Source organism: Lentzea sp. NPDC051208 (assembly GCF_040682435.1).
GTDB lineage: Bacteria > Actinomycetota > Actinomycetes > Mycobacteriales > Pseudonocardiaceae > Lentzea > Lentzea kristufekii.
The window spans coordinates 460,560-485,260 of record NZ_JBFBAW010000006.1; the positions used below are offsets into that span (position 1 = coordinate 460,560).

The 24,701-nt window shown below is 68.8% G+C and carries 23 protein-coding genes, 1 rRNA gene and 1 riboswitch; of the genes, 15 read left to right on the forward strand and 9 right to left on the reverse strand.

The genetic code is table 11. The annotated features are described in order from the left end of the window. Positions 1 to 17: 17 nt before the first annotated feature. Entirely contained in the window at positions 18 to 2,102 is a 2,085-nt protein-coding gene (locus tag AB0M48_RS17720; protein WP_363842632.1) for a RecQ family ATP-dependent DNA helicase, read from the reverse strand. 200 nt (positions 2,103 to 2,302) lie between these two features. On the opposite strand from AB0M48_RS17720, the gene AB0M48_RS17725 reads away from it, so the two are divergent. The 11 genes from AB0M48_RS17725 (at position 2,303) to AB0M48_RS17775 (ending at position 13,242) form a co-directional block, all read left to right on the forward strand. Further along, entirely contained in the window at positions 2,303 to 3,601 is a 1,299-nt protein-coding gene (locus AB0M48_RS17725) for a glutamate-5-semialdehyde dehydrogenase (RefSeq protein WP_363842735.1), read from the forward strand. 16 nt (positions 3,602 to 3,617) lie between these two features. Next, positions 3,618 to 4,787 (forward strand): cytochrome P450, encoded by a 1,170-nt coding sequence (locus AB0M48_RS17730; RefSeq protein WP_363842634.1) that lies wholly within the window; start codon positions 3,618 to 3,620, stop codon positions 4,785 to 4,787. A gap of 181 nt (positions 4,788 to 4,968) precedes the next feature. After that, complete coding sequence (gene nadD / locus AB0M48_RS17735) at positions 4,969 to 5,550, forward strand: nicotinate-nucleotide adenylyltransferase (protein ID WP_363842636.1); 582 nt, start codon at positions 4,969 to 4,971, stop codon at positions 5,548 to 5,550. 85 nt (positions 5,551 to 5,635) lie between these two features. After that, positions 5,636 to 5,839: a cold-shock protein gene (locus AB0M48_RS17740; protein ID WP_030468099.1), complete on the forward strand. Its 204-nt coding sequence runs from the start codon at positions 5,636 to 5,638 to the stop codon at positions 5,837 to 5,839. A 142-nt stretch (positions 5,840 to 5,981) separates the two neighbouring features. After that, positions 5,982 to 6,365: a ribosome silencing factor gene (rsfS, locus tag AB0M48_RS17745; RefSeq protein ID WP_319981659.1), complete on the forward strand. Its 384-nt coding sequence runs from the start codon at positions 5,982 to 5,984 to the stop codon at positions 6,363 to 6,365. 8 nt (positions 6,366 to 6,373) lie between these two features. Continuing rightward, positions 6,374 to 6,979, forward strand: a complete 606-nt coding sequence (locus tag AB0M48_RS17750; RefSeq protein WP_266037668.1) for a histidine phosphatase family protein — start codon at positions 6,374 to 6,376, stop codon at positions 6,977 to 6,979. Continuing rightward, the gene (octT, locus tag AB0M48_RS17755; protein WP_363842641.1) at positions 6,976 to 7,689 is read left to right on the forward strand and encodes a diglucosylglycerate octanoyltransferase; all 714 of its coding nucleotides are present in this window, start codon (positions 6,976 to 6,978) and stop codon (positions 7,687 to 7,689) included. Before AB0M48_RS17750 ends, octT begins: the two co-directional genes overlap by 4 nt. 20 nt (positions 7,690 to 7,709) lie before the next feature. Further along, the gene (locus AB0M48_RS17760; RefSeq protein WP_363842644.1) at positions 7,710 to 8,603 is read left to right on the forward strand and encodes a DegV family protein; all 894 of its coding nucleotides are present in this window, start codon (positions 7,710 to 7,712) and stop codon (positions 8,601 to 8,603) included. Positions 8,604 to 8,690: 87 nt separating this feature from the next. Continuing rightward, on the forward strand, positions 8,691 to 9,389 hold the full coding sequence (locus tag AB0M48_RS17765) for a ComEA family DNA-binding protein (RefSeq protein ID WP_363842647.1): 699 nt from the start codon (positions 8,691 to 8,693) through the stop codon (positions 9,387 to 9,389). Then, positions 9,386 to 9,703, forward strand: a complete 318-nt coding sequence (locus AB0M48_RS17770) for a hypothetical protein (protein ID WP_363842650.1) — start codon at positions 9,386 to 9,388, stop codon at positions 9,701 to 9,703. Before AB0M48_RS17765 ends, AB0M48_RS17770 begins: the two co-directional genes overlap by 4 nt. A gap of 713 nt (positions 9,704 to 10,416) precedes the next feature. Further along, positions 10,417 to 13,242, forward strand: coding sequence for a DNA internalization-related competence protein ComEC/Rec2 (locus tag AB0M48_RS17775; protein WP_363842653.1), 2,826 nt, complete (start codon positions 10,417 to 10,419; stop codon positions 13,240 to 13,242). Here the strand turns inward: AB0M48_RS17775 and thrC are convergent, their stop codons facing one another. Beyond that, positions 13,243 to 14,499: a threonine synthase gene (gene thrC / locus AB0M48_RS17780; RefSeq protein WP_319986832.1), complete on the reverse strand. Its 1,257-nt coding sequence runs from the start codon at positions 14,497 to 14,499 to the stop codon at positions 13,243 to 13,245. It abuts the gene before it with no gap. Positions 14,500 to 14,510: 11 nt separating this feature from the next. Beyond that, a riboswitch (SAM riboswitch) is annotated at positions 14,511 to 14,654 on the reverse strand. Between the two features lie 78 nt (positions 14,655 to 14,732). On the opposite strand from thrC, the gene holA reads away from it, so the two are divergent. Further along, entirely contained in the window at positions 14,733 to 15,710 is a 978-nt protein-coding gene (gene holA, locus AB0M48_RS17785) for a DNA polymerase III subunit delta (RefSeq protein WP_363842657.1), read from the forward strand. A 12-nt stretch (positions 15,711 to 15,722) separates the two neighbouring features. On the opposite strand, the gene AB0M48_RS17790 is transcribed toward holA, so the two are convergent. The 7 genes from AB0M48_RS17790 to AB0M48_RS17820 form a co-directional block, all read right to left on the reverse strand. Continuing rightward, complete coding sequence (locus AB0M48_RS17790; protein ID WP_363842660.1) at positions 15,723 to 16,532, reverse strand: class I SAM-dependent methyltransferase; 810 nt, start codon at positions 16,530 to 16,532, stop codon at positions 15,723 to 15,725. A gap of 98 nt (positions 16,533 to 16,630) precedes the next feature. Next, positions 16,631 to 16,897, reverse strand: coding sequence for a 30S ribosomal protein S20 (rpsT, locus tag AB0M48_RS17795; protein ID WP_030479455.1), 267 nt, complete (start codon positions 16,895 to 16,897; stop codon positions 16,631 to 16,633). Positions 16,898 to 17,022: 125 nt separating this feature from the next. Further along, the gene (locus tag AB0M48_RS17800; RefSeq protein WP_363842664.1) at positions 17,023 to 19,287 is read right to left on the reverse strand and encodes a glycoside hydrolase family 3 N-terminal domain-containing protein; all 2,265 of its coding nucleotides are present in this window, start codon (positions 19,285 to 19,287) and stop codon (positions 17,023 to 17,025) included. 159 nt (positions 19,288 to 19,446) lie between these two features. Then, on the reverse strand, positions 19,447 to 20,052 hold the full coding sequence (locus tag AB0M48_RS17805) for an AAA family ATPase (protein ID WP_363842738.1): 606 nt from the start codon (positions 20,050 to 20,052) through the stop codon (positions 19,447 to 19,449). Then, positions 19,970 to 20,638: a hypothetical protein gene (locus tag AB0M48_RS17810; protein WP_363842667.1), complete on the reverse strand. Its 669-nt coding sequence runs from the start codon at positions 20,636 to 20,638 to the stop codon at positions 19,970 to 19,972. The genes AB0M48_RS17805 and AB0M48_RS17810 overlap by 83 nt, the downstream gene beginning before the upstream one ends. A gap of 75 nt (positions 20,639 to 20,713) precedes the next feature. After that, positions 20,714 to 20,941, reverse strand: a complete 228-nt coding sequence (locus tag AB0M48_RS17815) for a hypothetical protein (RefSeq protein WP_363842670.1) — start codon at positions 20,939 to 20,941, stop codon at positions 20,714 to 20,716. Further along, on the reverse strand, positions 20,941 to 21,873 hold the full coding sequence (locus AB0M48_RS17820; protein ID WP_363842673.1) for an SPFH domain-containing protein: 933 nt from the start codon (positions 21,871 to 21,873) through the stop codon (positions 20,941 to 20,943). The genes AB0M48_RS17815 and AB0M48_RS17820 overlap by 1 nt, the downstream gene beginning before the upstream one ends. Before the next feature lie 72 nt (positions 21,874 to 21,945). Between AB0M48_RS17820 and AB0M48_RS17825 the strand changes: the two genes are divergently transcribed. The 3 genes from AB0M48_RS17825 to AB0M48_RS17835 all read left to right on the forward strand — a co-directional run. Further along, complete coding sequence (locus AB0M48_RS17825) at positions 21,946 to 22,380, forward strand: NUDIX hydrolase (RefSeq protein WP_363842676.1); 435 nt, start codon at positions 21,946 to 21,948, stop codon at positions 22,378 to 22,380. 43 nt (positions 22,381 to 22,423) lie between these two features. Beyond that, on the forward strand, positions 22,424 to 23,764 hold the full coding sequence (locus tag AB0M48_RS17830; protein WP_363842679.1) for a polysaccharide lyase 6 family protein: 1,341 nt from the start codon (positions 22,424 to 22,426) through the stop codon (positions 23,762 to 23,764). 394 nt (positions 23,765 to 24,158) lie between these two features. Beyond that, positions 24,159 to 24,701, forward strand: a 16S ribosomal RNA gene (locus tag AB0M48_RS17835); the annotation flags it as partial.

Consider the following 24,701-nt stretch of genomic DNA (forward strand, 5'->3'; position numbering starts at 1 on the left):
GGGCCGGTCCGGCACCGTCAGTTCGTCACCGCCAGCGCGAACGGCAGCACGGCGGACACCCCCTCCTTCCTGAGCATCCGAGCCGCCACCGTCATCGTCCAGCCGGTGTCGATGTGGTCGTCCACCAACAGCACCGGACCGTCCACACCGGACACGTCCGGTGTCTCGCCGGCTCGCACGAGACCGGCCAGCCGCTGGGCGCTGTTGGCCTTGTGCGTCGACTCGCCGAGCCACACGGTGCCCAGGAACGGCAGCCGCCCGATCGACGCGATCTTCTGCCCGAAGCTGCCGACGAGCTGCGGACGCCGTCGCGAGCCGACCGTCACCACGCCCACCGGCCGCTCGTCCCAGCCCCACGCCGTCAGCACCTTCACGCACGCCGCGAACACGTCGTCCGGTATCTCGCGGTCGGCGCCGTCCGCGAGCAGGTCGCGCAGACGGTTGCCCCAGCCGATGTCGGTGAGGCGGCCCAGCGCCCGGCCGGTGGCCGCCACCTCGGTCGCGGGGATCTTGCCGGACAGCGGGACGCCGATCGCGCTCATGCCCGTCGGCCACATCTTGCGCGGCGCCACGTCCAGGCCGGGACGCAGCAGCCGTTCGCGAGCCGCTTCCGCCGCCACCTCGGACACCTCGACCGACAACCGCTCGCCGGTGCAGTTGTCGCAGCGACCGCACTCGTGCGAGGTCGGGTCGTCGAGCTGGTCCTGCAGGAACTTCATCCGGCACTTGTCGGTGCGCAGGTACTCGATCATCACCTGCTGCTCGGCCTTGCGCGCCTGGGCGATGCGCGCGTACCGCTCACCGTCGTACTCCCACGGACGGCCCGTCGACTCCCAGCCGCCGCGCACGCGCCGGACCGCGCCGTCGACGTCCAGCACCTTCAGCACCACCTCGAGCCTGCCGCGCGACAGCTCGACCATCGGCTCCAGCGCCGCCGTCGAGAGCGGCCTGCCCGCGCCGTCGAGTGCGGACAGCACCTGCCGCACGACCACCTCGGGCGGGAACGCCAGCGACGCGAAGTACGCCCAGATGTCCTTGTCCTCGTGACCCGGCAGCAGGACGACCTCGGCCCGTTCGACACCACGGCCAGCACGGCCGATCTGCTGGTAGTACGCGATCGGGGAGGAGGGAGCACCCACGTGCACGACGAACCCCAGGTCCGGCTTGTCGAAACCCATGCCGAGGGCGGAGGTCGCGACAAGTGCCTTGACCTTGTTGTTCAGCAGGTCCACCTCAGCGCGCTCGCGCTCGGAGGGCTCGGTCTTGCCCGAGTACGCGGCCACCGCGAAGCCACGCGAGGCGAGGAACGCCGCGATGTCGTCCGCCGCCGCGACCGTGAGCGTGTAGATGATCCCGGACCCCGGCATGCGGTCGAGCCGCTCGGCGAGCCACCCGAGGCGCGACTCGGCGGTCGGCAGCAACGCGACCGACAGCCGCAGACTGTCGCGGTCCAGCGGCCCGCGCAGCACCAGCGTGCCCTCGTCGGCGCCGAGCCCCAGCTGCTCGGTGACGTCGTGGACCACCCTGTTGTTGGCCGTCGCCGTGGTCGCCAGCACCGGCACGCCCGCGGGCAGCTCCGTCAGCAACGTCCGCAGCCTGCGGTAGTCCGGCCGGAAGTCGTGGCCCCAGTCCGAGATGCAGTGGGCCTCGTCGACGACGAGCATGCCCGCCGACGCCGTCAGCGACGGCAGCACCGCATCGCGGAAGTCGGGGTTGTTCAGCCGCTCCGGACTCACCAGGAGCACGTCGACCTCGCCGGCCGCGACCTGCTCCTGCACGGTGTCCCACTCGCCGGGGTTGGCCGAGTTGATCGTCACCGCGTGCACACCGGCCCGCGCCGCGGCGTCGATCTGGTTGCGCATCAACGCGAGCAACGGCGACACGATGACCGTGGGGCCCTCACCGAGCTGACGCAGCAACGCCGTCGCGATGAAGTACACGGCCGACTTGCCCCAGCCCGTGCGCTGGACGACGAGCGCTCTGCGGCGCTGGGCCACGAGGGTGTGGATCGCGGTCCACTGGTCCTCGCGCAGCACAGCCCCAGGGCCCGCCAGTGCCCGGAGCCGTTCCTCCGCCAGTTCTCGCAACGCGATGTCGTCCATGAGGCGCAAGCTTGCCAGGCCGTGCTTGTCGGCCGCTGCTCCGCAGACGGCGGCGAGTTCGCCGGGAAGTCGGTCGTCCGGCCGAATCGCTCGTGCCGAATTGGGCTGCGCCGAATCCGGCACGAGCGGTTGACCGGACGACCGACGCGAACTCGCGATGTCGTCATCCATGGCAGCAAGCCTGGCAGGCGGGTCTGACAATTGTGATTGTCGCAGGTCGTAAGCTGTGTGGCGTGACTGATGACCTGCGCGATCAGGTGCACGCGGCAGCTCGCCGCGCCCGTGTCGCCGCCGACGAACTAGTCCTCGCCACCCGTGAGCGCAAGGACACCGCGCTGCTCGAGATGGCCGCCGCCCTCCGCAAGCGCGCGCCAGAGATTATCGAGGCCAACGAGAAGGACCTCGAAGCCGGTCGAGCAGCAGGTCTCCCGGACAACATCCTGGACCGCCTCACCCTGACCGAAGCCCGCATCGACAGCGTCGCGGTCGGCCTGGAAACCGTTGCGGGGCTTCCGGACCCGATCGGCCAGGTCATCACCGGCGGCGTCCTCCCGAACGGGCTGGAGCTCAAGCAGGTCCGCGTCCCGATGGGCGTCGTCGGCATGGTCTACGAGGGCCGTCCGAACGTCACGGTCGACGCCGCCGGTCTCGCGCTGAAGTCGGGCAACGCCGCACTGCTGCGGGGCTCCTCGACCGCCGAGCAGTCCAACACCACGCTCGTCGCCGTCCTGCGCGACGCACTCGAAAGCGTGAACCTGCCGGCCGACAGCGTGCAGCTCCTGCCGTGCCACGACCGCGCGTCCGTCACCCACCTCATCACCGCCCGCGGCCTGGTCGACCTGGTGATTCCCCGCGGCGGCGCGGGTCTGATCAACGCCGTCGTCGAGCAGGCGACGGTTCCCACGATCGAGACCGGCGTCGGCAACTGCCACGTCTACGTGGACGCGAACGCCGACCTCGACATGGCCGAGGCGATCGTCCTCAACGCCAAAACGCGGCGCACGAGCGTGTGCAACGCGGCGGAGTCCCTGCTGGTGCACAAGGACGTCGCGGCGGAGTTCGTCCCGCGCATCACCAAGGCGTTGCAGCAGGAGAACGTCACCATCCACGGCGACGAGCAGTTCGCCCACCAGCCGGACGTCCTCGACGCGACCGACGACGACTGGGGCACCGAGTACCTGAGCCTCGACATCGCGGCGAAGGTCGTCGACTCGCTGGACGACGCGGTGAAGCACATCGCGACGTACGGCTCAGGCCACAGCGAAGCCATCGTCACGAACGACGTCGCGGCGGCACGCCGGTTCACGACGCGTGTGGACGCGGCGGCGGTGTTCGTCAACGCCTCCACGGCCTTCACCGACGGCGCGGAGTTCGGCATGGGTGCGGAGATCGGCATCTCCACGCAGAAGCTGCACGCCCGCGGGCCGATGGGCCTGACTGAGCTGACTTCCTCTAAATGGGTCGTGTGGGGCGAAGGACACACACGCCCGAAGGCGTAGCTCTACGTTCGGAGACATGGCTCCCACCTATCCGTTCTCCGAAGCTGACGGCCTGACCCTCGACCCGACCTATGAACGTCTACGGCGTGATGAACCCGTCTCGCGCGTGACGTACCCGTACGGCGGCGAGGGTTGGCTCGTCACGTCCTACGAAGAGACGAAGTTCGTCCTGGGCGACCCGCGGTTCAGCCGTGCGCGGACGGTCGGCCAGGACGTGCCGCGGATGCAGCCCCTCATCGCGCCGGGCGGGTCGATCCTCACGCACGACGGCGCGGACCACTCGCGCATGCGCCGGCTGGTGTCCAAGGCGTTCACGGTGCGCCGGATCCAGGAGCTGCGGCCGCGCGCCCAGCAGATCACCGACGAACTGCTCGACCGCCTGGACAACCCTGGTGACCTGGTCGAGGGCTTCAGCATGCCGTTCCCGATCACGGTCATCTGCGAGCTGCTCGGCGTGCCGTTCGAGGACCGCGAGGACTTCCGCCGGTGGTCGAACCAGGCGCTGTCCACGGTCGGTGGCTACTCGCCTGAAGAGGCGATGGACGGCGTGACGAAGCTGTACGCCTACTTCGCCGAACTCGTCGCGAAACGCCGTGCGCACCCAACGGACGATCTGATGAGCGCACTCGTCGCCGCACGGGACAACGAGGACCGGCTGAGCGAGGACGAGCTCGTCCGGTTCGGCATCACGTTGCTGGTCGCGGGTCACGAGACGACGGCGAACATGCTCTCCAACAGCGTCGTGACGCTGTTGGAGCACCCGGACGCCATGAAGAGCCTGCGTGAGGCCCCCGACAAGCTCCCGAACGCCATCGAGGAGCTGCTGCGGTTCATCCCGCTGGGCAGCGGCGCCGGGTTCCCCCGCATCGCGACCGAGGACGTCCAGGTCGGCAACGCGCTGGTGAAGGAAGGCGACGCCGTGCTGGTGGTCCTGTCGTCGGCGAACCGTGACGAGGCGATGTACGCCAACGGCGCCGAGCTGGACCTGGAGCGCGAGGTCGGCCAGCACCTGCAGTTCGGCCACGGCATCCACTTCTGCCTCGGCTCGCAGCTCGCGCGGATGGAACTGCAGGTCGCGCTGGGCACGCTGCTGCGCCGCATGCCCGGTCTGCGGCTCGCCGCGCCCGTCGAGTTCCGCAAGGGTTCGCTGGTCAGAGGGCCGCTGAAGCTCGTCGTGGCCTGGTGATAAAAATCTTGGGCCGGTCGCGTAATGGGGGCGCGGTCCGCGCGTTCCTCCAGTGCGCGCGGCTCTGCTTCGGGGTGGGCCGCGACCCGAACGGCTCGTCCTCCCCCTGAGCCGTGCGGTGTGATCAGCACGACCGGCGTCGGGCCACGGGAGCGGCCCGACGCCGGTCTACGCTGTCTCGATGCGCATCGGCGTCATGGGTGGCACGTTCGATCCGATCCACCACGGCCACCTCGTGGCCGCCAGCGAGGTGCAGGCCAGGTTCGACCTGGACCGCGTGATCTTCGTGCCGACGGGCCAGCCCTGGCAGAAGGCGTCGCGCGAGGTCTCCGCCGCCGAGGACCGCTACCTGATGACGGTCATCGCCACGGCCTCCAACCCCCGGTTCTCGGTCAGCAGGGTCGACATCGACCGTGAGGGCCCCACGTACACCGTGGACACGCTAACGGACCTCAAGAAGCAGTACCCGGACGCCGACCTGTTCTTCATCACGGGTGCGGACGCGCTGGAGCAGATCCTGTCGTGGAAGCGCGCGTCGGACGCGTTCGACCTAGCCCACTTCATCGGCGTCACCCGTCCGGGTTACACCCTGAACGACCGCCATCTGCCGCCCGGCTCGGTGTCGCTCGTCGAGGTCCCCGCGATGGCGATCTCGTCGACCGGATGCCGCGCGCGTACTGCATCCGGGCAGCCCGTTTGGTACCTGGTCCCCGACGGTGTCGTCCAATACATCGCGAAAACAGGCCTGTACTCCGAGTCGTAACCACGTTCGAGTGGATTTTGCGTGCATCCGAGCGCTCGGGGAGCAACAATCAGCGGGTTGTTGCTGGTTCGTGGAAGGCAAGACTTTGGCTACAGGCACCGTGAAGTGGTTCAACGCCGAAAAGGGCTTCGGCTTCATCGCGCCCGACGACGGCTCGGCCGACGTCTTCGTGCACTACTCGGAGATCCAGTCCAAGGGTTTCCGTTCGCTCGAGGAGAACCAGAAGGTCGAGTTCGAGGTCGGACAGGGCCAGAAGGGGCCGCAGGCCCAGCAGGTCCGCCCGCTCTAAGGCTTCGGCACCGGTGAAGGCCACCTCAGGGCGCTGAGGTGGCCTTCGTCATGCGTGGGTGTGAAGTACCTGTTGGCGCGCGCCGGTACCCTCAGTAACTCGTGTGGGCGTATCGACGCCCGCCGGAAGTCAGAGGAGTGACGTGGCAGCCACCGACGAGGCACGACGGCTGGCGCTGGTCGCGGCGAACGCAGCGGCCGACAAGAAGGCGCACGACGTGACGGTGCTCGACGTCTCCGACCAGCTCGTGATCACCGACGTGTTCGTGATCGCGTCCGCTCACAACGAGCGGCAGGTCGGCGCGATCGTCGACAACATCGAGGAGAAGCTGCGGGAGGCCGGCACGAAGCCGGTTCGCCGCGAAGGGGCCCGCGAGGGCCGGTGGGTGCTGCTGGACTTCGTGGACGTCGTGGTGCACGTCCAGCACACGGAGGAGCGCAGCTTCTACGGCCTGGAGCGGCTGTGGAAGGACTGCCCGCGCATCGAGTTCGAAGCGGACGTCCCCGCCGAGTCCACGGCTGAATGAGGTAGCTGATGGCCCTGAGCCGGCTCGTGCTGTGGCGGCACGGTGAGACCGACTACAACGCGACAGGTCGTCTGCAGGGTCATCTGGACTCGGCGCTCACCGAGACCGGGTTGAACCAGGCCAGGTTCGCCGTACCGGTGCTCGCCGGGTTCGAGCCGGAGATGGTGGTCGCGTCCGACCTGCAACGGGCGCGCAACACCGCCGGCGTGTTCACGTCGTCGACGGACGTTCCGCTGCGGATCGACGAACGGCTGCGCGAGACCCACCTGGGCAAGTGGCAGGGTCTGAACGTGGCCGAGGTGGAGCGGGAGTGGCCAGGTGCGGTCACGGTGTGGCGCACCGACCCGACCTTCGTGCCGCCGGACGGCGAGTCGCGGGTCGAGGTGGCCGAGCGGGCCATCAAGGTCGTGCACGAGGTGGACGCGGAGTTCTCCGGCACCGTGCTGCTGTGCGCGCACGGTGGCCTGATCAGCGCTCTGACCGGCCGGCTGCTCGGCCTGCCGGTGGAGAACTGGTCGCAGCTCGGCGGCATCTCGAACTGCCACTGGACCGTGTTCACCCGGCGCAACGACCTCTGGCGGCTGACGTCGTACAACGCGGGCACCACGCGTTGAGACTGCTCGTCCTCGGGGACTCGCTGTCGTTCTTCGGGCCTTCCGGTCCGCTGCCCGCTGATCATCCACGCCTGTGGCACAACATCTGTGCCGAGGCGCTGGGTGGAACGGCGGAGCTGGCGGCCGGGTTCGGCTGGACGGCGCGGGACGCCTGGTGGGCGTTGACCGGCGACCCGCGGATCTGGTCGTTGCTGCCCCGTACGGACGTGCTGGTGTTCGCGGTGGGCAGCATGGACACGCTGCCCTCGCCGTTGCCGACGTACCTGCGCGAGGGGCTGCGTTACGTGCGGCCGGACTGGCTGCGGCGTTGGGTTCGTGCGCGCTATCAGTTCGTGCAGCCCCGGCTGGCGCCTTACACACGCGCGTCGCTGCCTCCCGCGCTGACCGCGCGCTACCTGCGGGACATGCTGCAGTCCGTTCGCAATCTCCAGTACACGATGCCGGCGGTCGGGATCGTGCCGTCGGTGCATCGTGCGGCTACGTACGCGTACGCCCATCAGGGGCACGCGGCTGCGGTTGCGGCCGTGCGTGGCTGGGCCGCGGGTGCGGATGTGCCGTTGCTGGACCTGCCCGCCGTGATCGGGGAGCACGTGCGGTCCGGTGCCGGGAACCCGGACGGGATGCACTGGGGCTGGGAGGGCCACGAACTCGTGGGCAAGGCAATGGCCTCGCTGATCTCGTCCGTGGCGTTGAGTCCCTCGGAGGAGTGAGCCCCGTAGGCTCGTCGCTCGTGCGCATCTCCATCGTCACCGACTCCACGGCATACCTGCCCGAGGGGTTCGCGAAGCGCCATGCGATCACCGTGGTGCCGCTGCACGTCGCGGTGGACGGTGCCGGACGCCTCGACGGCGTCGACTTCGGTCCCTCCGAACTGGCCGGTGCCCTCGCCGAGCACCGCCGGGTGACCACCTCACGTCCCACGCCGGGCGAGATGGCCGCCGTGTACCGCGAGGTTCTTTTGTCGTCGGACGCGGTCATGTCCGTGCATCTCTCTCGTGAGCTGTCCGGGACGTGGGAGGCCGCACGGCTGGCGGCGGAGGAGGTCGGTCCTTCTCAGATCCGCGTGGTGGACTCGCGGTCGACGGGCATGGGGCTCGGGTTCTCGGTGTTGCGCGCGAGCGCCGCCGTGGCCGCCGGGTGCTCGCCCGGTGAGGTCGAGGACGCTGCTTCCTCGGCCGCCCGGCAGACGCGGATGTTCTTCTGCCTCGAGACGTTGGACTACCTGCGCCGGGGTGGCCGGATCGGTACGGCGGCGGCGCTGGTGGGCACCGCGCTGGCCGTGAAACCGTTGCTGCACATGGACGACGGCCGGATCGTGCCGCTGGAGAAGGTGCGCACGATGAGCCGTGCGGTGGGCCGTCTGGTCGACCTGGCGGCGGCCGCGGCGGGCGACGGTCCCGTCGGACTGGCCGTGCACCACCTGGCCGCTCCCGAACGCGCCGCCGAACTGGCGACCCGCCTGGACGAACGGCTGCCCGGCTCGACGGGATGCGTGATCTCGGAGGTGGGCGCGGTGATCGGCGCGCACACGGGCCCAGGCGTGCTGGGCGTCGTGGTGCTGCCGGGAGGACCCGACAGCCTCCCACAGACCCCCGACAATTCCCCGTCCCCGGACCGCGAGTGATCGCGACCTGTCCACAACCCGCGAGTAATCCACAGCCCCGGAGCTCACCCCACCTCCCCACCCATCCCGCTCCGTAACGTCGCTCGCATGTTCCCCCGCTCCCACCAGGACTCCCTCCCGACCGAACGCCTGGCCGCACTGGCCGACAAGGTGAGAGCCGACCCGACCCTGGTCTACGCACGATCAGAGGACTCGGACGAACACGGCCCGCCCCGCCGCCGCTTCCGCCTGCCGCGCCTTCCGCGCCGCGGTCTGCTCGCTCTCGGCGTAGCCGTGGCGTGCACAGTGATAGGCCTGGGCAGCTGGTGGCAGAGCCCCGCCGCCGAACCGGCGCCAGACCTGGCCCTGGTGAGCACCGCGGCCCCGGCCCCCGAACTGATCGTGGACGTGGTCGGCGAGGTGGTCACCCCAGGCCTGATCACAGCACCGTCCGGCGCTCGAGTGGCCGACGCCATCCGTCTCGCCGGAGGTATGAAGCCGGGCACGAACCTCCACAACCTGAACCTGGCCCGCAAACTCGCCGACGGCGAACAGATAGCGGTGGGCATCCCACCCCCGCCCCAGGCAGGCGCGCCCCAGGCCGGCGGAGCCCAGCCGAAGCTGAACCTGAACTCCGCCACCGCGACCGAACTGGACGGCCTGCCCGGTGTAGGCCCGGTGACGGCTCAACGCATCGTCGAGCACCGCACCCGCAAAGGCCCGTTCGCGTCGGTGGACCAACTCCGCGACGTGGAGGGCATCGGCGAATCGAAGCTCACCAAGCTGGCCGACCTGGTCCACACATGACCCTCGCGACGAAGGCCGCGGCCCTCTACCACCGCACCAGGGCCCAGTACCGCCACCTGACCAGCCCAGCCCACTTCCCAGCCGACCACAACCACCTCGCACGCCCGCTGGCCCTCTCGTTCCCCCTGCACCGCTCCCGAACCCCGCCCCGCCGCCGGCTCCGCCCGCTGACCACCGCTCTCCGCCACCGGCTGGCGGCGTCCTTCCCGCCACCCCCACCACCGCGCCCGGCTCCGCTTGTTCCGCTCGCCGTTCCGCCGGCCGCCTTACAACGGCAGTGCCGTATCTGCGGCGCACCCGTGCACCAGCCCTGAACCTGCGGCCATACATCGAAGCCGGCCACACGGCCTCGCCGTCGGTCCGCCCTTCAGCCCGCACCACACCGCCCGCCCGGTGAATCCGCTTCGTCACCACGGCCGGGTGCTGCTGCCCTGCGCTCGGCCGCTGTGCAACGACAGTGGCGTATGTGCGCCCCAACCTTGCCTCAGCCCTGAACCCGTTGTCATGCCAACGAAAACTGCTACGTGGTGCCGCCACTGCTTTGCCCTCGCCCGCCGTGCAACGGCAGTGCCCTATGCGCGCGGCACCCCTGCCCCAGCCTCGAACCTGTTACCGCACCAACGAAACCGCCACGCGGCACCAACGCCGTTCTGCCGCAACACCCCGCCCTCCGCTGCGTCCACTTCGTCACCGCGGGCGATGCAACCGCCCTGCCCTCGCCCACGGGTCCACCAGAGCCAGCCGAACCGGCCCGAAGCGTTCCGATCCGGAACGCCAGCCGTGACCCCACTTCCCGGCCTCACGAAGCGACCCACAGCCCGGCGCCAACTCACCGATCGGAGCCATCCATGCCGTCAGTCCGCATCACCCGTCACCCCCGCATCGACACCGCCTGGCACCACCCCGCAGCCAGGAACACCCAAGTGCAGCCGCAATCCCTCCCACGCCATCGCCCGAAGCCTCCGCGGCCGCGCCAAGGCAGCCCAACCCGTGACCCGAGACCTCCCACCGGTCAGGGGAGGCCCCGGTGGCTCGCAAACACCCGGTAGCCCACGACTACCGCCTGGTCCCGGCCGCCGCGGCAGTCTGGAGCACGGCCGTGGCCGGTCTTTTCCTGAGCTGGCAGGCGGCAGTGCTCACCGGCCTGTCGGCAGGGGTTGTCGGCCTGTTGGCGTGGCGAAGAGCCTGGTGGACCAGGACCTGCGCGATAGCCCTCCTGATCTCCGGCCCGGTCGCCGCGGCCTGGGTGGGCGGCCACGTGCTGCGAGCCGAGTCCCACCCGCTCCGCCTGGCCGCCGGCGAAGGTCGCAGCACCACCCTCACCGTCGAACTCACCACCAGGCCGAAGGGAATCCGGGCGGCTGGCTTCGGCGGAACCCAGGCAGGCGTCGAGAACGTCGTGATCAGAGCGACGGCGAACGGCACCCAGTTGGTGCTGCTGGCCCCGGCGGACAAGTGGCGAGATCTCTTGCCGGGTCAGAAGGTCACGGTCAAAGGCACCCTCGCACCAACCAGGGGCGGTGACCTGGCGTCGGCGTTGTTGCGAGTGCGCGGTCCGCCGCAGAATCCCCAGCCGGCGCCGGTCTGGCAGACCTGGGCGGACGAACTCCGCGATGGCCTGAGACAGGCGAGCAAAGTCCTCGACGACGAGGAAGCCGGGCTGCTGCCGGCGCTCGTGGTGGGCGACACCGAGCAGATGGTGCCGCGCATCGTGGAGGAGTTCCGGACGGCCGGCCTCGCGCACCTGCTCGCGGTCAGCGGAGCGAACCTGGCCATCGTCTGCGGGGCGGTCTACCTGCTCACCAGACGTCTCGGTCCGCGTCCGGCGGCCTTCGCCGCGCTGGCGGCGCTGGTCGGGTTCGTCATCCTGGCCGGGCCGGAGCCGAGCGTGCTCAGGGCCGCTGTGATGGGGGCCGTCGCGTTGCTGGCGTTGGTAGCCGGCCGGCAACGGTCCGCTGTGCCGAGCCTTGCGACTGCGGTGCTCGTCCTGGTGTTGCACGATCCGGCGCTGGGTGGTGATCCGGGGTTCGCGTTGTCCGTGGTGGCGACGGCGGCGTTGGTGCTCGTCGCGCCGAAGTGGACGCAGGCGCTCAAACGGCGTGGCGTGCCGAACGGGCTGGCTGAGGCGATCGTCGTGCCGATGGCCGCGAGCCTGGCCACGGCTCCGGTGGTGGCCGGGCTCTCCGGGCAGGTGAGCCTGGTCTCGGTCGTGGCCAACCTCGTCGCCGGGCCGGTGGTCGCACCGGCGACGGTGCTGGGTGTGCTGGCGGCGGCCGTCGCGCCGCTCTCGCCCCAGGTGGCCGAGGTCGTCACGCACGTCGCCGGGCCCGCTGTGGGCTGGCTGATCACGGTCGGGAGGCAGGCGTCGGCCGTGCCCGGTGCGGCGGTCGGCTGGCCGGACGGCTGGGTCGGCGCGCTCGCGCTGACGGTGGTGACCGCGGTGGTCGTGTTGTTGCTGCGGTTCAAGAAGACGCGGACGTTGGTCGTCGCGGTGCTCGTCGGCGGGTTCGTGGTGCTGGTGCCGTTGAAGGTCGTGGCGCCTGTTTGGCCACCCGACGGGTGGAAGGTCGTCAACTGCGACGTGGGGCAGGGCGATGCGCTGGTCCTCGCGACCGACGACGCCGACACGGCGGTGCTGGTCGACACCGGGCCTGATCCCGGCGCGGTCGACCGGTGCCTGAAGACGTTGGGGATCAAGCGGATTCCGCTGGTGGTGCTGACGCACCTGCACGCGGACCACGTCGGTGGCCTCGACGCCGTGCTCACCGGGCGTGCGGTGGGGGCGGTCGCGGTCGGTCCGCTCAAGGAGCCCGCCTGGGCGTGGAGGGAGGTCGGCGAACGGGCTCGCGCTCACGGCGTGCGGGTCGTGGAACCGAAGGCGGGCGAGCGGTTCGCCTTGCCGGGACTGGAGTTGGAGGTGCTGGGACCGAGGCGGCCGCCGATCGCCGAGGCCGAGAACACGACGGTGAACGACTACTCGCTCGTGCTCAGAGCGCACACGAGGGCGGGCCGGGTGCTGCTCACCGGTGATGTCGAGCTGGCTGGCCAGGCGGCGTTGCTGGGGGAGCGGGACCTGAGTGCCGAGGTGCTCAAGGTGCCGCACCACGGTTCGCGGTACTCGCTGCCCGCGTTCCTCGAGGCCGTGCGGCCTCGGGTGGCGCTGGTGAGCGTCGGCGCGGGCAACAGGTACGGGCACCCGAGTCCGCACGTCATCGACGTGTTGCGGACGGAAGGTGCGTTGGTGTTGCGCACGGACAAGGACGGCGACCTGGCGGTGTTGCCGGGAAACCGAATCGCACGAAGGAGAAGAGATGGTCTGGGTCAGGTTGTTCAACGCGCGCTACCCGATTCCCGGCGGCACGCCGGGGCTCGCGTGGGCACTGTGGCAGACGAACTACACGGCGACGCCGTGGCCGCACGACGAGCTGAAACCCGATTTCGGTTACTACATCTGCGAAACGCTCGAAGACGGCACCCGCGCCGTCACGCACAAGGCGGCGACCACCTACGTGCTGCCGCCGACGAAGGCGGCGACACCGGAGGAGGCGTACGACCTCGTGTCGGAGCACGTGTTCGACGACGCTCTGCGGGTCGCGCCGGACGTCTGGCACGACTACCACTACAACGCGCTCAAGGCGGAAGCCCCATGGCCGCAACGGATCGTGGCGTGGCGCGCGACCGTGGAGCCGGTCGGGCCGCACGTGGTGGAGGGCCTGCAACGGTTTCCGCGCACGGGCTGGCTCAAGACGGACGCGATCTCCCTGTGAGCCCCGCAGGCCCAGGGATCAGACGTGCAACGGCTCGGAGACGCGAGTGCGTCCCCGAGCCGGAGGAGGTGATGGATCGGCGGTGATTAACCCAGCGCCTTGATGACGGCCTCGGCCGACGGCGGAACCGTCGCGCGCGGGCCCACCGTGTCGCCGAGTGCGTCGAGGGTCTTGAGGCCGTCGCCGGTGATCAGCAGCACGGTCTCGGCGTCGGGGTCGAGCTGGCCCGACTCGAAGAGCTTCTTCGCCGTCGCGACGGTCACGCCGCCGGCGGTCTCGGCGAAGATGCCCTCGGTGCGGGCGAGCAGCTTGATGCCCTCGACGACCTCTTCGTCGGTGACGTCGTCGATGGCGCCGTTGGTGCGGCGCACCGCGTCGAGCACGTACGGGCCGTCGGCCGGGGCGCCGATCGCCAGCGAGCGGGCGATCGTGTCCGGGCGGACCGGCCGGATGACGTCGTGGCCCGCCTTGAACGCGGCGGAGATCGGGGAGCAGCCGGTGGCCTGAGCGCCGAACACCTTGTACGGCGTGGCTTCGACGAGGTCGAGCTGGCCGAGTTCGCGGAACGCCTTGTCGACCTTGGTGAGCTGCGAGCCGGAGGCGATCGGCACGACGATCTGGTCGGGCAGGCGCCAGCCGAGCTGCTCGGCTACCTCGTAGCCGAGCGTCTTCGAGCCTTCCGCGTAGTACGGGCGGACGTTGACGTTCACGAACGCCCAGTCCTCGTTCTCCGCGGCGAGTTCCTGGGCGAGGCGGTTCACGTCGTCGTAGTTGCCGTCGACGGCGATCAGGGCGCCTTCGTAGACGGCGCTCATGAGGATCTTGGCGCGCTCGAGGTTGGAGGGAACGAGAACGACGGACTTCCAGCCCGCACGGGCGGCGGCCGCGGCGACGGCGTTCGCCAGGTTGCCGGTGGACGGGCAGGCCAGCACCTTGAAGCCGAGTTCGCGGGCGGCGGCGAGCGCGACGCCGACGACGCGGTCCTTGAACGAGTGCGTGGGGTTGCCGGTGTCGTCCTTCACCCAGATCTTGCGGACGCCCAGGGCCTTGGCGAGGTTGTGGGCCTCGACCAGGCGGGTGCCGCCGGGATCGGTGTTCGGGTGCTGTTCCACAGTGGACGGAACGGGGAGGAGGCCGCGGTAGCGCCAGATCGACCTGGGGCCGGCCTCGATGTCCTCGCGCCGGATCTTCCCGAAGTCGTAGGCCACTTCCAGCGGCCCGAAACACTCGAGACAGGCGTACTCAGGAGCGAGAGGGGTTTCGTTCCCACATTCCCGGCACAGCAGTGCCCGGGCAGGGCCGAGGTCGAACTTTGTGCTCGTGGGCACAGTGACAGCAGTCATCGCGAGGTATCTCCTCATCTTTCCCGCGAAATCGAACGGGTCGGAATTGGCACCGTGATCGTCTGCGTGGTGCTGAGCACAGAGCTCTGCACATGGCGCTGACGCCGGTTGCCGGGGCTTCTTCGGGCCGTTCCCTCTGCCCCTCTGGATGAGCGGTGTTCAGTTGTGGTCACCAAGCTACGGCAACAGTCCGTCGCGCATCCACAGACGTCCACGATCCGGGACGTGGGAGGATGCGGAGCGTGAGCGCACCGGAGTCACTGCACCTCATCGTCGGCGAGGAGGAGTTGCTGGTCGAACGTGCTGTTCGGGCGGCTCTCGAGGCCGCACGAGAGGTCGATCCGACCGCCGACCTGACCCGCGTCCAGGTGACTGATCTCACGCCTCCCGAGCTGGCTGAACTGGTGAGTCCGTCGCTGTTCGCGGAGGGTCGCGTGATCGTTCTGCAGAACGGGCAGGACATCAGCAAGGAGGTCGCCGACATGGTGCTCTCCTACGTCAAGGCGCCCGCGGACGGCGTCACGCTCGTCGTCCTGCACACGGGCGGTGGCCGCAGCAAGGCCGCCAAGGACCTGCCCGGACAGCTGAAGAAGGCCGGCGCCGCGGTCACCGAGTGCGGCAAGGTCACCAAGCAGGCTGAGCGTGAGGCGTTCGTGCGCAACGAGGTGCGGCGCGCGGGCGGCAAGATCGACTCCGAAGCCGTCGCCACGCTCATCGACGCCGTGGGCACGAACCTGCGCGAGCTCGCCGCGGCCTCGTCGCAGCTCGTCTCCGACACCGACGGCAAGGTGACGGTCGAGGAGATCCGCCGCTACCACCAGGGCAAGGCCGAGGTGACGGGCTTCGCCGTCGCGGAGAAGGCAGTGGTCGGTGACAGGGCGGGCGCCATGGAGGCGTTGCGCTGGGCCATGCAGCTCGGCGTGCCGCACGTGCTGGTCGCGGACGCGCTGGCGGACGCGGTGCGCACGGTCGCGCGGGTGTCCGCGGTGGGCCGCGCCGACCCGTTCAGCCTGGCCGGACCGCTCGGCATGCCGCCGTGGAAGATCAAGAAGGCGCAGGCCCAGTCCCGCGGCTGGGACCAGTCGGGTCTCGCCGACGCCATGCAGGTGGTCGCGGGGCTCAACGCCGACGTGAAGGGCGTGGCGGCCGACGCCGACTACGCGCTGGAGCGCGCCGTGCTCCGGATCGTGGCCGCGCACAGCCGCCGCTGAACCTCCGCCGGATCACTCCCGGCGCGGGATTCCGATCAGGTACTGGGCTCCCGTGAAGCCGGGTTCGACGCCGATCGTCCACTCGAACGACTCGGTGCCGCGCAGGCCGTCGACGATCCGCCGCAGTTCCGCGCGCCCGTACATGCGCAGGAACGACACGACGCTGTCGAAGAACATCATGAACGGCAGCACCGGCACGACGTAGGTCAGCGCCAGCCGCAGCAGGTACCGCGGCGGGGAGTTGCGCTGGAACGGCGCCGCGAGCAGCACGGCCAGCGTGAGGAAGAACGGGAAGACGAGCACGTAGAGCCACGACCGCTTGGTGTCCACGACGACCATGGGCTGCCGGGTGTCGACGGCGTTCTGCAGCATGCGCGCGGCCAGCGCGGGCGGGAAGTGGTGGAAGGCGCCGTAGATCGTCCGCGTCCCTTCCAGCCGGCAGTCCGTGGCGTCGACGGACGTGGGCACGTGGTCCACCGAGCAGCACGGGTCGGGCAGCCGACGCCGGTTCCGAGCGGCGACGCGCTCGAACGCGGGCACGTTCGGCACCAGGTCCGTCAGCGTGACCTGGGTGTGGACGCCCTGCGCGTGCAGCCGCCGCTGGATCAGCGGCACCGGCCCGCCCGAACCCGCGCAGAGGTCGACGATCCGGTGGTCCGCGCCCGACCGCAACGCCAGCGCCAGCGGCCTTGAGTACTCGCGCGCGGCGTCCGTCAGGTGGTAGATCGTCATGATCGACTCGGTGTGCAGGGTCCGCAGCACGGGCGGGGTGCCGTCGAGGTCGTGCAGCTCGAAGAAGTCGATCCGCGGAAGCGATTCCATGGAGCTACGCCTACCGTGCCCGGGGCCACATGCGGAAGGGCTCCACCTCCCGGAGGAGGTGGAGCCCTTTGCAGAAGCTCGAAGCGCTACGAGCGAGATCAGCCCTCGAGGGAGTTCGCGCGCAGGGCCATCGCCGACTTCTTGTTGGCGGCCTGGTTGGCGTGGATGACGCCCTTGGTGGCGGCCTTGTCGAGCTTGCGGGACGCGTCCTGCAGCAGCTCCAGGGCCTTCGCCTTGTCACCGGCCTCGGCAGCCTCGCGGAACTTGCGGATGGCCGTCTTCAGGGACGACTTGACCGACTTGTTGCGAAGGCGAGCCTTCTCGTTGGTCTTGATCCGCTTGAGCTGGGACTTGATGTTCGCCATGCGACATCACCCTTCTTGTCGAAACCGGGGTTCGTGGCGCGCTTGGTCGGCACTGGTCACGAGGACCAGGTCTCCTCCACGGCGGAGAGCCGCGCGTTCACGACGACGAAGGATATCAGGCCAGCTCAGCGCACCGTGAAAGTGGCCTTATCGGCGCCCACCACGGCCTCGTAGCCACCGCGGGCGACCTCACGCCGTCCGTCGCCGTCCACGTCACCGACGGTCAGGGCCAGCTGCGACAGCTTGAACGACACCTCGACCTGCTTCGACTGCCCCGCAGCGAGTTCCACGCGGGTGAAACCCACCAGGCGGGCGTCCGGGGTCAGCACCGGCGAGGCCGGCTGGCGCACGTAGACCGGCACCACCGTGGTGCCGGCACGCGTACCGGTGTTCGCCACCGTGAACTTCACCACGCCGTTCGAACGGTCCACCGACACCGAGGTCCCCGAAGTCGTGAACGACGTGTACGACAGCCCGTGCCCGAACGCGTAGAGCGGGTCGTACTTCGCCCCCGCCGACGTGTTCGCGCCCGGCAGCTGGTCGTAGGTCAGCGTCGGGTCGCCCAGCGCCTTGGGCCACGAGATCGGCAGCTTGCCGCTCGGGTTCACCGCGCCGAACAGCACGTCGGCGATCGCCCGGCCACCCTCGCTGCCCGGCAGCCAGCCCGCGACCAGCGCGTTCGCGTCCGCCGCCGCACCGAGCACCTGCGGACGCGCGGTCAGCAGCACCACGACCACCGGCTTGCCGGTCGCCTGCACCGCGTCCACCCACGCCTGCTGCTCGGCCGTCAGCACCGGGTTCTCCGTGTCGGCCGGGCCCTCCGCACCGGGCTTCTCACCCAGGACGACGACCACCGCGTCCGCGCCGTCCGCCTCAGCCACCGCCGCGGCCTGAGTCGGAGCGTGCACGACGGACGCACCGGGAACAGCCTCGCGAACACCGGTCAGCACGGTCGCGGCCGGTGGCAACGGCGAGTCGTCCGGCACGCCCTGCCACTCGACGGTCCAGCCACCGAGCTGACGACGCACGTCGTCCGCGGTCTCACCGGTCACGACGATCTTCTTGGCAGAGGTGGGAAGAGGCAGTACGCCGTCGTTCTTCAGCAGCACGGTGCCCTCGGCGGCCGCCTGGCGAGCCAGCGAGCGATCCACGTTCACCACGTTGCCGTCGGCCTTGGCCGGGTCCACGTACGGCTTCTCGAACAGGCCGAGGTCGAACTTGAGCTTCAGCACCCGCCGCACGGCCTGGTCGATCCGCCCGCGCGACACCGAGCCGTCACGCACGTTCGCCAGCAGCAACGACGTGAACTCGGCCGCGTTCGACGGCTCCATCGCCATGTCCACACCGGCGTTGACGCTCATCGCGATCGCCGTCTTGTAGTCGGGCGCGACCTTGTGCCGGTCCACCAGGTACTTCATGTCCTGCCAGTCCGAGACCGCGACGCCCTTGAAGCCCATGCGGTCACGCAGCTGCGTCTGCAGCATGTACTTCGACGCGTGCACCGGCACGCCGTTGAGCGAGCCGGAGTTGATCATCACGGTCTTCACGCCCGCGTCGAACTGCGCCTGGAACGGCGGCAGCACGAGGTCCTGCAGCTGCCGGATCGGGATCTGCGCCGCCGCGCGGTCGTGCCCGTTCGCCGGCGCCGAGTACCCGGCGAAGTGCTTCGCCGTCGCGGTCAGCTGCGCGGTGTCGTCCACCTTCGCCTGCTGCCCGCGCACGTTCGCCGCCGCCAGCTGCCCCGACAGGAACGGGTCCTCGCTGTAGGTCTCGTAGTAACGGCCCCAGCGCGTGTCCCGCGCGATGTCCGAGACCGGCGCGAAGTTCCAGAAGACACCGGTGGCGCGCAAGGCCTTCGACGCCGACACACCGATCTTCTCCTGCAACGCGGGGTCCCACGTCGCACCGAGCCCGATCTGGTGCGGGAACATCGTCGCGGAGATGACGTTGTTGTGCCCGTGCACGCCGTCCGCGCCGTAGATGATCGGGATCTTCAACCGGTTGTGCTCCAACGCATAGCGCTGGATCGCGTTGTTCATCTCGGCCCACGCCCTGGGCGTGTTGTCGAGCGGCGCGTCACCACCGCCGGACAGGATCGAGCCGACGTGCGCGTCCGCGAGCACCGCCTTCAGGCAGGACTCGACCAGCGGCCCGTTGACGTTGTCGCAGTCACCGCGCAGCTTCCCGACGCGGATCTGGGCCATCTGCCCGATCTTCTCCTCGAGCGTCATCCTGCGCAGCAGGTCCTCGACCCGCCGTTCGGTCGACGCGCGACTGTCCAAATAGATCTCTTTACCAGCTGCGAGACCGCCCGCCGGAGTCAGCGACGCGATCACCACAGCCACGCCCAGCACGCCGAGACCGGCGCGTTTGCGGGAGAACAAAGACAAGACTCCTCCACGTTCCCGGTGCGCCCGCCGCACACGATCGCGTGGAGGAGTCAGCCAACACACCCCCGAACGGATGAACTCGATGACAGCGTTTTCATGCTGGTGAAACGCCTGTTCAGCCGCACGGGATCGTGCGCGTCAGCAACTGTTTCTCGTCCGTCATCTCAGCCAGCGCGACCGAAATCGTCGGTTCGTCGAACCGGACGCGCTCGACGCCGGGTTGGTCGTCCAGCGCGGAGCAGCGTCGCCCGCCGCACGAGCTCCTTCACGAACGACGCCGTGACGCCCTCGCTCGCCGCCACGATCGCCGAGGCGTCCGGGAGATCGAGATCCGTGCGGGACGCGTAGAGGCGCAGCAGCCGTTCGCGTGCCTCCGCGTCGGGCAACGGCACGTGCGTGGCGAGGTCGATCCGGGCCGGGCCGCTGGGCGAGGGTCTGCTCCATCACGTCCACGCGGTTCGTGGTGAGCACGAACGTCACGTCCGCCTCGGAACCGACGCCGTCCATCTCGTTCAGCAGCTCGAACAGCGCCGGGTTGAGGAGCTTGAACATCGCGACGCCGCTCAGCACGATCACCGTCGTGGACTCCAGCCGTCCCATCAGGTACCGGATCGTGTGCGTCTTGCCGGTGCCGGGCGGGCCGTGGAGCAGCAGTCCACGTTTCAGGTGCTGCTGTGTGCTTTCAGCCGTGCGCTTGCTCTGCCGTGCGCACGACGTGGCGTTCGATGGCGTCGAGCACGCCCTCTGGCAGAACGACGTCCTCAGGCCGCAACGACGGTCTCGGCAGGAACGTGAGGAGCTGGTTGCGCTGGTGCTCGCTGAGCCCGAACGCCATCACCTTGCCCTCGAACAGGTTGTGCCGGGCGATGTGTCCTTCGACCGCCTCGCGCGTGGCCGTCGCTGTCTCTCGCGACCCCGCCAGCACCTGCAGCGAGCACTGGGAATCGCAGTCCTCGCCCGGACCCTGCAGCGCGATCACCACCGGTTCGCCGTCCGGTGAGCGGGAGAGGACCAGCCCGAGCTGCACCGCCTCGACCGCGGTGTCCGGGCCGGTGACCACCGTCGCGTAGTCGACGGGGCCGAGCCCGAAGCTGCCGTCGTGGACAGCTCCGCTCAACATGTCCACGAGGTACCGGAACGCGCGCTTCCCCGCTATGCCGAACCACTCCGACCCCGGGGAGTGCTCGGCGACGTACGTCTCGATCCCGCGGTGGACGTTGACGTGTTCCCAGGCCATGAACTTGGCCGTGACCGTGGGAACCTGTGCCATCGGAATGCCTATGTGCCCGGAGACCTTCCGGACCAGCGTCGACTCCGCGCCGTCGGAGACCAGTTTCCTGGCCTCCTCCAACAAACCCCTGCAGAGCCGACGCGAGCGATCGTGCGTCAGATGTGTGGAGATCTGTCATCGATTCCACCGTACGCACTAACCCTCTGATCCGGCCTCGGTGTTCTCCTCGGGATTCTTCGGTGGCCGGCCCCGACGCGGCATCTTCTTCGCCTCATTGGGCAACCGGCCCGCCTCCGCCAGCGCACGCCGCAGCAGGAACTCGATCTGCGCGTTGGTGCTGCGCAGCTCGTCGTTCGCCCACCTGCTCAACGCGTCGTGCACTGCCGGATCAAGCCTGAGCAGAACGCTTTTACGTTCGGCCATCAGGTGTAGAGCGAACCGGTGTTCACCACGGGCTGGGTGGAACGGTCACCGCACAGGACGACGAGCAGGTTCGAGACCATCGCCGCCTTGCGTTCCTCGTCGAGCTCGACGACGTGCTGCTCGGCGAGCCGCTGCAACGCGAGCTCGACCATGCCGACGGCGCCCTCGACGATCCGCGTCCGTGCCGCCACGACCGCGCCGGCCTGCTGCCGCTGCAACATGGCGTGGGCGATCTCCGGCGCGTACGCGAGGTGGGTGAGCCGCGACTCGATCACCTTCACGCCCGCGGACTGCACGCGTGCGGAGATCTCGATCGCGAGCGTCTCGGTGATCTCGTCCGCGTTCTCCCGCAGCGACAGACCGGTCTCCTCGTGGTTGTCGTACGGGTAGCTGTTCGCGATGTGCCGTACCGCGGTCTCGGTCTGGATGCCGACGAACCGCACGAAGTCGTCGACCTCGAACCGTGCGCGCGCAGTGTCCTCGACCTGCCACACGACCACGGCCGCGATCTCGATCGGGTTGCCGTCCGCGTCGTTGACCTTGAGCGTCGCCGTCTCGTGGTTGCGGATCCTGGTCGAGATCTTCTCCCGCGTGGTGAACGGGTTCGCCCACCGCAGACCGTCCGTGCGCACCGTGCCCACGTAACGGCCGAGGAACTGCAACACCCGCGCCTCACCGGGCGCGACGGTGAAGAGCCCCTTCCAGATCAGCGACCCCGCCAGGAACAGCAGGACCATGATCACGATGATCGCGGCGGACGGGTCCCCACCGTCCGCCGCCGTGCCGATCACGCCGTCGACCAGCAGCCACACGCCCACCGCGTACACCGCCAATCCTGCGAAGAACACCGGCAGTCCCGACAACTCCTGTGCGCGCTTCTCCCGCACCACTGGTGCAGGCATCTGCACCGTCGTCTCCACTGTCGCGCTCATCCGGACCCCCTATCGAAGTAGTAGCTAAGTGATATCACTTTTTTGGGGTGATCGCCAGTTAGGCTGGATCGCATGAGGGCGAAGAAGCAGCGCGTGGCGGCGTACGGGGTGTGCATCAACGAGCGCGACGAGATCCTGCTGGCGCGCTGGCTTGGCCCAAAGGGCAAACGTTGGATCCTGCCGGGAGGCGGCATCGAGCACGGCGAGCACCCGTACGACGGGGTCGTCCGGGAGATCGAGGAGGAGACCGGGTACCTCGCCGAGGTGGTCCGCCTGCTCGGCATCGACTCCGAGTTCCGGGAGGAGCCCGACCGCGACTACCACGCGCTTCGCATCATGTACGAGGTGCGGATCATCGGCGGCGAGCTGCGCAACGAGGTGGGTGGCACGACCGACCTCGCCCAGTGGTTCCCCCTCGCAGACATCGGACAACTGGAGCGGGTGCCGTCGCTGGACACCGCCCTTGGTCTGTACCGAACTACCCCACCTGCCGGAATCTTGCGCTAACTTGGGTCTGCCGCCGCCAGCGACCCAACACCGGAGTTGGCGAATGATCCGATCACTGGCCGCAGTAGGCGCGGCCGCCCTGCTGTCGTCCTTCGTCCACGTGCCTGCCTTCGCTGCCGTCGTCGGCGTGTCGAACGTGTCCTCTCTGCAGGCCGCTCTCGACACAGCACGCCCAGGCCAGCGCATCGTGCTCGCCGACGGCGTGCACCGGGCCGACCGGCCGCTCAAGATCACCAAGTCGGGCATCACCGTCGCCGCGCGGACCGTGGGCGGCGCGGTGTTCAACCGAGGCGGCTTCGAGCTCGGGGCCGTCCGGGACGTGACGATCGAAGGCTTCGTCTTCGACGGGAGCAGCACGCTCTCGGTCCCGGTCGAGACGCAGGCCACGCGCATCACCCGCAACACGTACAACGGCAACAAGGACGGCGCCTCGCTCACCATCAGCGCCGACGACGTCCAGGTCGACCACAACACGTTCTCGAACCGCAGCAACGAGGGCGTCTACCTGCAGATCACCGGTCCGGGCAGTGAGATCGCCAAACGGACCTGGGTGCACCACAACTACTTCTACAACCACAGCTTCACCGGCTCGAACGGCGGCGAGTCGATCCGGCTCGGCTACAGCCACAAGCAGTCGAAGTCGGCGTACGCGGTCATCGAGCACAACCTCTTCGAGAAGGCGAACGGCGACTCGGAAGCCATTTCCGTGAAGGCGTCGGACAACACGGTCCGCTTCAACACGATCCGCGACAGCAAGGGCTACATCGTCCTGCGTCACGGCAACCGCACCACCGTCGAGGGCAACCTACTGTTCGGCAGTGGCATCCGGTTCCACGGGAACGACCACAAGGTGTTCAACAACTACGTGCAGAACACCGGGGACCGGGCGATCGTGTTCGGCAGGGGCTCGGAGACGGACAGCGGTCCGACCTCCACTTCGCACGACCGCCCCGACCGCGTGACGGTCGCGTTCAACACGCTCGTCGGCACGGGCGCCGTGGTCGACAGCGACACCGGTACCTATGCGCCCAAGGACTGCGTGCTCGCGAACAACGTCATCCAGGGCTCGTCGTCGAAGCTGATCGACATGATGAGCGGCTCGACCGTGAGGTACGAGGGCAACATCGTCTGGGGCGGCACCGCCGGCATCCCGTCCGGCTACAGGTCCGTGGACCCGAAGCTGGTGCGCGACTCCAACGGTCTGCTGCGTCTCGCCTCCGCGAGCCCGGCGATCGAGACTTCGGCCGGCACCTACTCCTATGTCACGCGTGACTTCGACCTGCAGTCGCGCTCGGGCAAGCCCGATGTCGGAGCGGACGAGTACAACTCGTCGGCGGTGCGGAAGCCGCTGACGAAGGCCGATGTCGGGGTCTCCGCGCCCTGACGAACGCGTTTGTCCTGGTGATCGCACATGTGGCGGTCACCAGGACCCCCCGATTTGGAGATCGAAACACCCCCGTGTAATGTTCTCCATGTCAGAGCGAAGCGGGCCGGAAAGACAGACCGGAACGAGCCTGGCAAAAACCGGAGAGATAAAGCCTCCTAGAGGCCGATTTGACACCGGCGAGCAAGACCAAATAAGGTTTGCAACACAAGCCCCGGAAGTAAGTCAGCGTAAAGCTGATGTGACTGCGGTGTGCGCGTGTTCTTTGAGAACTCAACAGCGTGCCGAAACACAGCCAGTAATATATGAATTACCTCCTCGTCGAGGTAGTTCCTTTGAGGCAAGACTAGATTGATGCCAGACATATTCCGTCTGGAGCGATCAAACACAATCCTTATTGGAGAGTTTGATCCTGGCTCAGGACGAACGCTGGCGGCGTGCTTAACACATGCAAGTCGAGCGGTAAGGCCCTTCGGGGTACACGAGCGGCGAACGGGTGAGTAACACGTGGGTAACCTGCCCTGTACTCTGGGATAAGCCTTGGAAACGAGGTCTAATACCGGATACGACACTGGATCGCATGATCTGGTGTGGAAAGTTCCGGCGGTATGGGATGGACCCGCGGCCTATCAGCTTGTTGGTGGGGTAATGGCCTACCAAGGCGACGACGGGTAGCCGGCCTGAGAGGGTGACCGGCCACACTGGGACTGAGACACGGCCCAGACTCCTACGGGAGGCAGCAGTGGGGAATATTGCACAATGGGCGAAAGCCTGATGCAGCGACGCCGCGTGAGGGATGACGGCCTTCGGGTTGTAAACCTCTTTCAGCAGGGACGAAGCGCAAGTGACGGTACCTGCAGAAGAAGCACCGGCTAACTACGTGCCAGCAGCCGCGGTAATACGTAGGGTGCGAGCGTTGTCCGGAATTATTGGGCGT

What these genes read in the sequence shown, in the direction of transcription:
- holA (WP_363842657.1), top strand. Translation starts at nt 14,733, where the DNA reads ATGCGGAGCGTGAGCGCACCGGAGTCACTGCACCTCATCGTCGGCGAG.
- AB0M48_RS17720 (WP_363842632.1), bottom strand. Translation starts at nt 2,102, where the DNA reads ATGGACGACATCGCGTTGCGAGAACTGGCGGAGGAACGGCTCCGGGCA.
- AB0M48_RS17765 (WP_363842647.1), top strand. Translation starts at nt 8,691, where the DNA reads ATGTTCCCCCGCTCCCACCAGGACTCCCTCCCGACCGAACGCCTGGCC.
- AB0M48_RS17730 (WP_363842634.1), top strand. Translation starts at nt 3,618, where the DNA reads ATGGCTCCCACCTATCCGTTCTCCGAAGCTGACGGCCTGACCCTCGAC.
- AB0M48_RS17825 (WP_363842676.1), top strand. Translation starts at nt 21,946, where the DNA reads ATGAGGGCGAAGAAGCAGCGCGTGGCGGCGTACGGGGTGTGCATCAAC.
- AB0M48_RS17770 (WP_363842650.1), top strand. Translation starts at nt 9,386, where the DNA reads ATGACCCTCGCGACGAAGGCCGCGGCCCTCTACCACCGCACCAGGGCC.
- rpsT (WP_030479455.1), bottom strand. Translation starts at nt 16,897, where the DNA reads ATGGCGAACATCAAGTCCCAGCTCAAGCGGATCAAGACCAACGAGAAG.
- nadD (WP_363842636.1), top strand. Translation starts at nt 4,969, where the DNA reads ATGCGCATCGGCGTCATGGGTGGCACGTTCGATCCGATCCACCACGGC.
- thrC (WP_319986832.1), bottom strand. Translation starts at nt 14,499, where the DNA reads ATGACTGCTGTCACTGTGCCCACGAGCACAAAGTTCGACCTCGGCCCT.
- AB0M48_RS17815 (WP_363842670.1), bottom strand. Translation starts at nt 20,941, where the DNA reads ATGGCCGAACGTAAAAGCGTTCTGCTCAGGCTTGATCCGGCAGTGCAC.
- AB0M48_RS17820 (WP_363842673.1), bottom strand. Translation starts at nt 21,873, where the DNA reads ATGAGCGCGACAGTGGAGACGACGGTGCAGATGCCTGCACCAGTGGTG.
- AB0M48_RS17790 (WP_363842660.1), bottom strand. Translation starts at nt 16,532, where the DNA reads ATGGAATCGCTTCCGCGGATCGACTTCTTCGAGCTGCACGACCTCGAC.
- AB0M48_RS17830 (WP_363842679.1), top strand. Translation starts at nt 22,424, where the DNA reads ATGATCCGATCACTGGCCGCAGTAGGCGCGGCCGCCCTGCTGTCGTCC.
- AB0M48_RS17750 (WP_266037668.1), top strand. Translation starts at nt 6,374, where the DNA reads ATGGCCCTGAGCCGGCTCGTGCTGTGGCGGCACGGTGAGACCGACTAC.